Source organism: uncultured Thiodictyon sp., assembly GCA_903837595.1.
Lineage (GTDB): Bacteria > Pseudomonadota > Gammaproteobacteria > Chromatiales > Chromatiaceae > Thiodictyon.
In genome coordinates this window covers 1-7,136 of sequence record CAILVI010000377.1, presented here as the reverse complement: position 1 = coordinate 7,136, position 7,136 = coordinate 1, and the positions used below count along the sequence as shown (strand labels likewise).

Here is a 7,136-nt window from a genome sequence, read left to right as displayed (position 1 = left end):
GGGTGGATTCAATAAGCAAATGCTAATATATTTCATCGCCCGATTCCATCCCCGCGTTTCATCTTTTCTGCCGCGTCCTATGCGATCATAAAGCCCCTATCAAACCGCGGAGACCCTTGCACCCATGAGCGAGAACCCATCCCTGACGCGTTATAACCTGCTGTCGCAGATCTTCCACTGGACGGTGGTGGTGCTGATGATCGGCCTCTTTGTTACCGATTCCCTGCGTGAGGGGGCACCCAAGGACACGCCCGAGCGCCTGGCGTTCCTGAACCTGCACATGTCGTTCGGCATATCGCTGTTCGTGGTGGTGATTTTTCGCATCCTCTGGTCGCGCATCAGCGACCAGCCGGCGCCCGTCCCCGGTGCCCGCTGGACCCAGGTGAGCGCCAAGGTCGTCCATCTGCTGCTCAACATCGCCACGCTGGTGGTGCCCGTGTTCGGCTATCTGCGTGCCGCCTCCAAGCCGCGACCGATCGAATTCTTCGGTACCGAACTCCCCAATCTGATCGGCAAGGCCCCTGGGGTCAACGACGCCATGCACATCTTCCATGGCGAGCCCATGGCGATCTTCTTTTATGTGGTGATCGGCCTGCACGTGGCCGCGGCACTCTGGCACCAATGGGCCAAGCGCGACGGGACCCTGTCACGCATGTTGCCTTGGGGGTGAGGCGCTAAAGGGGGGCGCCCCCGCGGGGCGCCCCTGCCATCGGGGCCGCCGGTCAATCCGGCCCCAGGTAGAACTCCTGTGGCAGCGCCCGCCCGTGGCGGCGGATGATGGACCAGAGGATGCGTACGGGCTCGCTCGCGCAGGCGTCCAGGGCGGCGGCGGCCATCGGGAGCTGCACCTGGTAGCGCCCCGGCAACCCGCGGGCGAGGTCCAGGTCCAATTGCTTGAGCGGCGGCGCCAAGATGCCCGCCAAGCCGGGCAGCCCGGCCGCGATCAGCAGGCCCGCCGGGTCATAGTCGACAAAGGCCCACACTGGTTGACCCAAGGCCCGCAGCAGGCCAAGTGCGTGGTCCGTGCGGGTGTCCGAGTTATCGCCGCGCCACACGACCAGGGGGTTGGTGCCGGCCGGGGAGAGGTCCAGTCGGGTCTCGTCGATCCGGTTGAACGACTCCCAGTTTTCCACCAGCAAGACGCTGTCGTGAGTGAGCAGCCCGGCCACCCTGGGCGCTTCCACGTCCAGATGACAGGCGCTCGGCAGTCTCAGCCGCTGGCCATCCAGACACAGCGGTCGGTCCGCCAACGCCTTGATCGCCACCCGCTGCCGCTTGACCGGTGCCGCGGTGAACTTCTCATCCGGCCCCAGGTGCAGGGCCGCGCCCCGGCTGATGCCATCCCAGGCCCCCGGGTCCGTCTCCGGGTCGATCCCCTCGGCGCTCAAGAGTTCGCGAATGCGCGCCTTGTCCTCCTGGTCAAAGGCAATCCCGGTCCCTGTGAGGTGGCCGATGCGGTAGTCCGCGTTGAACGCCGCCAGGACCTGGCTCCCCGCAAAGCGCTCCCGCGGCGCTTGCAGGACGCGCAGGAGCGTGCGCACCGTCTGTTTATTCAAACTGCTCAAGCCCGCCGCACCAGCACATCATGCACCACGATGTTGCCCGACAGCGGATGGCTGGCGGGTAGTTCCAAGCGCTCGAAACGGATACGCTCGGTCCGCCGCCGGGCCAGGGTCGCCTCATAGAGCACGCAGTGCAGCCAGATCGGGTCGGCCAGGGCGGCATACTCGGGATGTTCGCGCTTCCAGTTAAGGACCGACAGCGGTTCGCCCCCCGCCGGGACCTCGCTGATCAGCCGGCGCAAGGCGAGTTGGTAGGGCCTGGGCTCGATCACCAGCACCCGCGCCTCCTGCCCGGCCCCCGGGGTCAGGGTGCCGACCTTGGGGGCGCGTTTGATGGCCGTCGGACTCGGCGGGAGCCGCGTGGCGACCTCCACCAGGGCCTCGTTGGTGGCGACATCGTGCAGGTCCGGATGGGCGAGGACGCGCAGGGGTGCGGCACGGGTCGCCCAGGTGGGCAGGTCGGTCAACTCTTCGACATCCGGGGCGGTGTAGTCCGGATTGCGTTTGAGAAAGAGGTTGAAGGCCCGCAGCCGCCGCCCCGCCGGCTCCACCTGGCGCAAGCGGTAGAGATAGGCCTTGAGGATCTCGGTGATATCCAGCAGTGATTCGCGCCACTGGGGCAGCCGCCCCCAGAGCTGGCCGCGCAAGGCGGGCAGCAGGGCGGCGGCGGCGGGCTCCTCCTCGATCCGGTCCATGAGTCCGCCGGTCTGCAACGCCTTCAGTGCCTCGCCGATCCGCTCGGCCCGGCCGATATACCAGGTGTTCTGGCGCTGCTTCTCCGCCAGGGTGCGTACGCTCGCAAAGCGCGTATCCGCCAGCATCCGCAGGGTCTGCAGGGCCACCGCGATGTGGTCCGCCAGGTCGAAGACGGCGTTGTTGAAGCCGTCCACATAGCCGTCCAGGTCCTCGGTACGGCCCTCCAGATGGGCCTTGATCGCCTCGTCGATCAACAGCGGCAGGCGTGCCGCCAGGTCCGCGATGTTGCCGCCAACCGCGGCGAAGAGCTGTTCCTTCTGCAACACCTCGTCCAGATGGCGCGCGAGCGAGGAGGCGAGCCGGAAGCTGTCCTGGGTGAGCGGTACCAGGGCGCGCTGGCGCCGCAACTCCTGGAGCCCGCGCGCGCTGGTGGCCTCGTCCGTACTCTCGATCTGTCCCTGATGATAGGCGGCGGCGACCACGGCACGGTGGCGATAGAGGGTCTCCAGATAGGCGATGACCAGGTCGTCGGTACGGGTCACAGCAGGGACCCCTGGTGTCCCAGTGCCTCATCCTCGATCCCTTCCGGCGGCTCATCCGGGATCGACTGATGCTCCATCAGGAAGTCGACCACCTCTTGCAGGTATTCGATCTTGCCGGTGACCTCGTAGATCTCCCGTTCAGGGTTGGCGAGCACCAGATAGCCGTCGTCGCGCAGACGCTTCAAGAGCCGATCCAGGGTGCCGCGGTTGGTTCCGTCGCCGGTCGCCCCCTTGCCGAGCCCGGCCAGGGCCAGGAGTTCGCCGCGCAGGTTGGGGTTCTCATCGATGGCGGCCATCAGCCGGTTGGACTCGATGACACTGCCCGGTGCCAGGAACTGGTCCTGGCGCTGCGCCTGCATCACGTGCACGAAGAAGCCTACCAACAGGCGCAGGTTGTGTTTGATTTCGGCGAAGCCCTCCCTGATCGCCCGCCGCTCATCCGCCCCGACCTGGATATAGGCGGCAAACCAGGCACCGCCCTGGCGGGTCCGGGCCAGGCGCCGTCCCAGGCGGTTGAGGAAGGCCTCCGCGTCGCGGCGCTGACCCTCGTCCTCCAGAAAGCGCCAGGCGTCCGGGTAGCGCACGGCGCAGATGAATTCGCCGGCCAGGAGCAGGGTCAGGGTTTGTTCAAACATTCGCTCTGCCAGTCAGTTTCAGTCCAGGGATGCCGCAAGCGCGATCCTAACCCGTTATGCCATTTTTGACTATACTAGCTGCCATCTGGCCCTTCTTGGAGATGACCCATGCCCCCGGCAGTTGCACTACCCGCCACGTCGTTCCTCGCGATCGATGACTTACTCGGCGGCCAAGGCGTCCTGGCCTCCATCCCGCGCTCAGCGCTCGACTGGGTGGCGGTGATCCGCCGCGGCATCCCCGCTGCCGCCGTGGACGCACTGACCAGGCTCACGCGCCTGTCTCAGGCCGAGTTGGCGTCCGCGGTGGGTATCCCCGAGCGGACCCTGGCGCGGCGCAAGCGTGAGGGCAAGCTCAACAGCGAGGAATCGTCCCGGCTGATCCGGCTGGCCCGCGTCGTCGCACGCGGCGAGGAGGTCTTCGAGGACCTGGACGCGACCATGGACTGGCTCAAGTCGTCCAATGCCTCGCTGGGCGGCACCACCCCCCTGAGCCTGCTCGATACGGATATCGGTGCCGAGGGCGTGATGGACACCCTGGGGCGGATCGAGCACGGCGTCTTCGCCTGATGCTGACCGTCTGGCGGATCGTCACGGCACGCTTTGCCGAGGGCGCCTTTTCCGGGGAGGGTGCCAGGCGTTACGGCGGTCGTTGGAACCGCAAAGGCGTCCCACTGGTGTATACCGCCGGCAGCCAATCGCTGGCCATGCTGGAAATGCTCGTCCAGGACGAGCCATTGCGGGCGCGTTACATGATGATTCCGGCGCAGCTCCCGGCCGATCTGACCATCGCCCGACTGAGCCCCAAACAACTCCCTGCCGACTGGCGAGACGCGGCGGCCCTGGAGACCCTGCGCGCGCTGGGCACCGACTGGGCTGCCGGGCTTCGTGCGGCCGTGCTGGCCGTCCCGAGCGCGGTGGTTCCGGCTGAGACCAACTATTTGCTCAACCCGCGGCATCCGGACTTTGGGCGGATTGGCGTGGGGGAGGCGCAAGAGCTGGTCACTGATTTGCGGTTGATGAAGGTCAAAACGCCAGCCCTGGGAGGTCATAACGATGAGTGACGAAATCATTGTGTCGGCCAGCGGCGACCCGTCAGCAACAGGAGGTCGAGGCTTTAGCCGGTGGTGGTTTCCGACATATCCAAGAGAATTAGTGCCGCTTGCGCGCCGGGCCGGCTAAAGCCTCGACCTCCAGTGGCCGGACCGACGATCAAGGCCCATTCCGGCCTTGATCATTATCCTGGCCGCCGCGCCGTGCCCCGCTCTCGTGACACCGCTCAAGCGGTGTCACGCCTGTGTCTGGCGCTCCGCGCCGGTAGCGCTTGCGGCCGGGAGTGATAATCAAGGCTGTCATTCCGGCCGGGACGCCGCAACCCTGCGCCATGGATAGCAACCTCCCTGCTCGCACGGATCTGCGTGGGCGGTCGGACCTTGATCGTCGCTCCAGCCAGGGGCGGGACTTGGGCACTGGGTCTTGGCTGCGCTGCTGCATGACGAAAAGGAGCCGCGGCGCTGCGGTGGCGCGGGCACTGCGGTTGGGGCTAACCTATGACCGTCCAACGCCATCGGAGGTATTCCCATGACCGAGCTTGAACAAGTCTCTGACCTCTACCGGCGTCTGCCGCCGGATGCGCGGCGCGAGGCGCTGGATTTCATGCTGTTTCTCCAGCAGCGCTATGATGACAGGGTGCCCTCCCGGCCTGCGGCCGACCCGTCGGCAATCCTCAGACGGGTTGGCTTCATCGGCAGTCTGGACGCGGAGCCGGACCTCTCGGAGAACTACAAGACCGAGCTGACGAAGGCGCTGGGGCGTAAGTATGGTGATCGTTGATACCGGCTTCTGGCTTGCACTCGGGAACGGTAAGGACAAGCACCATGCCCGCGCCGTCAAGGTCTTGGCCGGTATTCGCGAGCCGCTCGTCACCACCTGGCCGGTGCTCACCGAGACCTGTCACCTGTTGTTGCAGCGGCGCGGTGAAAGCGCCCAGCGGCGGTTCCTCGCGGGCTACGCCCAGGGCGCCTTTCACATCCATGAGATCGGAGACGAACAGATTCCGAGAATCCTCCAACTCATGGACAAGTACGCGGACCTGCCGATGGACCTGGCGGATGCGTCGCTGGTCATGCTCGCCGAGACCCTGGCGCACGGGCGCATCCTGTCCACCGACCAGCGGGATTTCCATGCCTACCGCTGGAAGCAGCATGAACCGTTCGAGAATCTTTTTCAGGAGGAAGCTTAGGGGATAAGGTGTTATCCCGCGGCCCGTAAATTAGAAGCCGGCTCGAGTCCGGTTATAGAGCCCATTGGCACTGGCTGGCGAGCCGCCGCCCTCAGGCGGGCGGGTTAGCGGATGTCGTGGGGATGGGAGCAGGGGTGGCCTTCTTGCCCTGGCCGGCGAAGCGGCGGGCGAGGTCGCTCAGGGCATCTTCCAAGGCATCAGTAGTTTCATTGTGGAGCTTGGTGAGGTGGTAAACGGTCAGCGCGGCGGTATAGGCCCTGACGATGCCGAGACCCATAGGATTCGGTAACGAAGGGGCCGAAGTTTGCGCAGGTTCCGGGTCTGACTCAGTCCTTACCTCATTTGAGATACGCCGTCTTATCTGCGCCGGCAGGTAGTTTTCATCCGCGATAGGCTGACTTATCTGCGCAGGTAGACAGTTTCCATCCGAGATAGGCTGGCTTATCTGCGCCGGTAACTGGTTTCCGGCCGAGATAGGCTGGCTTGTCCGCGCCGGTAGCTGGTTTCCAGCCGCGAGAGGCCGTCTTGTCTCCGCGATAGGCTGGCTTATCTACGCCATAGGCTGGCCTGTCTCCGGCATCCAGCGTCGATGTCCGATCATGGGTCGTCCTATCTCGGGCATCCAACGACTGATCTTCGCGACGGGCCGCCCTATCATGGCGATCAGTGATTTAGTTCTTTGCATCGGACCAGAGTGTCGCGACTGCCGCGCGTCCCTGCGCCGACCGGACGCGCCATTACGGCGCAGTCCGGTCGAAACTGCCGCCCTCAGGCGGGCGGGGTCTCAGATGCCGGGGGAGTGGGCGCAGGGGTGGCCCTCTTGCCTTGGCCGGCGAAGCGGCGGGCCAGGTCGTTCAGGGCATCTTCCAAGGCGCCAGTGGTTTCATTGTGGAGCTTGTGGTGAGGTGGTAGACGGTCAGCGCGGCGGCATAGGCATCGCTGCCGGCGGCAAAGTAGGTGTCCTGGAGCTTGCCATAGAGGGCCTCGAGGGCAGACAGCAGGGGATACAGGCGCTCGATCAGGTCCACGTCATGGCGGAACGTGACCAGGTTGAAGCTGGCCGGGAGGATCTCCGGATGCCCCTCGGCGACGACCAGACCTTTGGCGACGAAGGAGCGGTTTTTCTCACCGAATTTGACGCTTTCCTTGCGCTCTTTCGGGCTGAGATCCAGCAGGAAGGGTAGAGCCCCGGTCATGGCCGCCAAGGCCGCCGTAAACTGGTCGCGCTGCTCATCGGTCAAGATTGCATCAATACGGTTCGTCGGCATGATGGTTCTCCTGGGTTTGCGTCGCGGCTGAAACGGTCCGCAGCCTTGCAGGAGTAAGTACTTCAACAGAAACGTTTGTAGAAATTCAGCTAAGTTTCAAAACCGCTTTTTGATATTCAAAGTTCGTGTTTTTTAAATACTAGATCATCGTATTGAATGTTGCTTTAATTTCTTTGTGGTGTCAAGCTTCAGCT

10 protein-coding genes are annotated in these 7,136 nt (G+C 64.7%); 5 read left to right on the top strand and 5 right to left on the bottom strand.

The window, feature by feature from the left end:
- Positions 1-124 precede the first annotated feature (124 nt).
- On the top strand, positions 125-670 hold the full coding sequence (locus tag QZY44_RS22265; RefSeq protein ID WP_295452644.1) for a cytochrome b: 546 nt from the start codon (positions 125-127) through the stop codon (positions 668-670).
- A 52-nt stretch (positions 671-722) separates the two neighbouring features.
- Here the strand turns inward: QZY44_RS22265 and QZY44_RS22260 are convergent, their stop codons facing one another.
- Genes QZY44_RS22260 through QZY44_RS22250 form a run of 3 tightly spaced genes read right to left on the bottom strand, consistent with a single transcriptional unit; the run spans position 723 to position 3,435 of the window.
- The gene (locus QZY44_RS22260) at positions 723-1,565 is read right to left on the bottom strand and encodes a hypothetical protein (RefSeq protein ID WP_295452636.1); all 843 of its coding nucleotides are present in this window, start codon (positions 1,563-1,565) and stop codon (positions 723-725) included.
- Positions 1,562-2,800 carry a hypothetical protein gene (locus QZY44_RS22255; RefSeq protein ID WP_295452629.1) on the bottom strand — a complete coding sequence of 413 codons (1,239 nt, stop codon included), beginning with the start codon at positions 2,798-2,800 and terminating at the stop codon, positions 1,562-1,564. The genes QZY44_RS22260 and QZY44_RS22255 overlap by 4 nt, the downstream gene beginning before the upstream one ends.
- Entirely contained in the window at positions 2,797-3,435 is a 639-nt protein-coding gene (locus QZY44_RS22250) for a hypothetical protein (protein ID WP_295452623.1), read from the bottom strand. The genes QZY44_RS22255 and QZY44_RS22250 overlap by 4 nt, the downstream gene beginning before the upstream one ends.
- A 108-nt stretch (positions 3,436-3,543) precedes the next feature.
- On the opposite strand from QZY44_RS22250, the gene QZY44_RS22245 reads away from it, so the two are divergent.
- The 4 genes from QZY44_RS22245 to QZY44_RS22230 all read left to right on the top strand — a co-directional run bounded on the left by QZY44_RS22245 (position 3,544) and on the right by QZY44_RS22230 (position 5,674).
- A complete protein-coding gene (locus tag QZY44_RS22245) occupies positions 3,544-4,002 on the top strand; it encodes an antitoxin Xre-like helix-turn-helix domain-containing protein (RefSeq protein WP_295452620.1) in 459 nt (152 codons plus the stop codon).
- Positions 4,002-4,496, top strand: coding sequence for an RES domain-containing protein (locus QZY44_RS22240; protein ID WP_295452617.1), 495 nt, complete (start codon positions 4,002-4,004; stop codon positions 4,494-4,496). Before QZY44_RS22245 ends, QZY44_RS22240 begins: the two co-directional genes overlap by 1 nt.
- A gap of 517 nt (positions 4,497-5,013) precedes the next feature.
- A complete protein-coding gene (locus QZY44_RS22235) occupies positions 5,014-5,265 on the top strand; it encodes a hypothetical protein (RefSeq protein WP_295452613.1) in 252 nt (83 codons plus the stop codon).
- Positions 5,252-5,674 (top strand): PIN domain-containing protein, encoded by a 423-nt coding sequence (locus tag QZY44_RS22230; protein WP_295452610.1) that lies wholly within the window; start codon positions 5,252-5,254, stop codon positions 5,672-5,674. Before QZY44_RS22235 ends, QZY44_RS22230 begins: the two co-directional genes overlap by 14 nt.
- A gap of 91 nt (positions 5,675-5,765) precedes the next feature.
- Here QZY44_RS22230 and QZY44_RS22225 read toward each other — a convergent pair whose 3' ends face one another.
- Positions 5,766-5,951 carry a hypothetical protein gene (locus tag QZY44_RS22225; RefSeq protein WP_295452606.1) on the bottom strand — a complete coding sequence of 62 codons (186 nt, stop codon included), beginning with the start codon at positions 5,949-5,951 and terminating at the stop codon, positions 5,766-5,768.
- Positions 5,952-6,528: 577 nt separating this feature from the next.
- Positions 6,529-6,942: a hypothetical protein gene (locus QZY44_RS22220; RefSeq protein WP_295452603.1), complete on the bottom strand. Its 414-nt coding sequence runs from the start codon at positions 6,940-6,942 to the stop codon at positions 6,529-6,531.
- Positions 6,943-7,136: the final 194 nt, after the last annotated feature.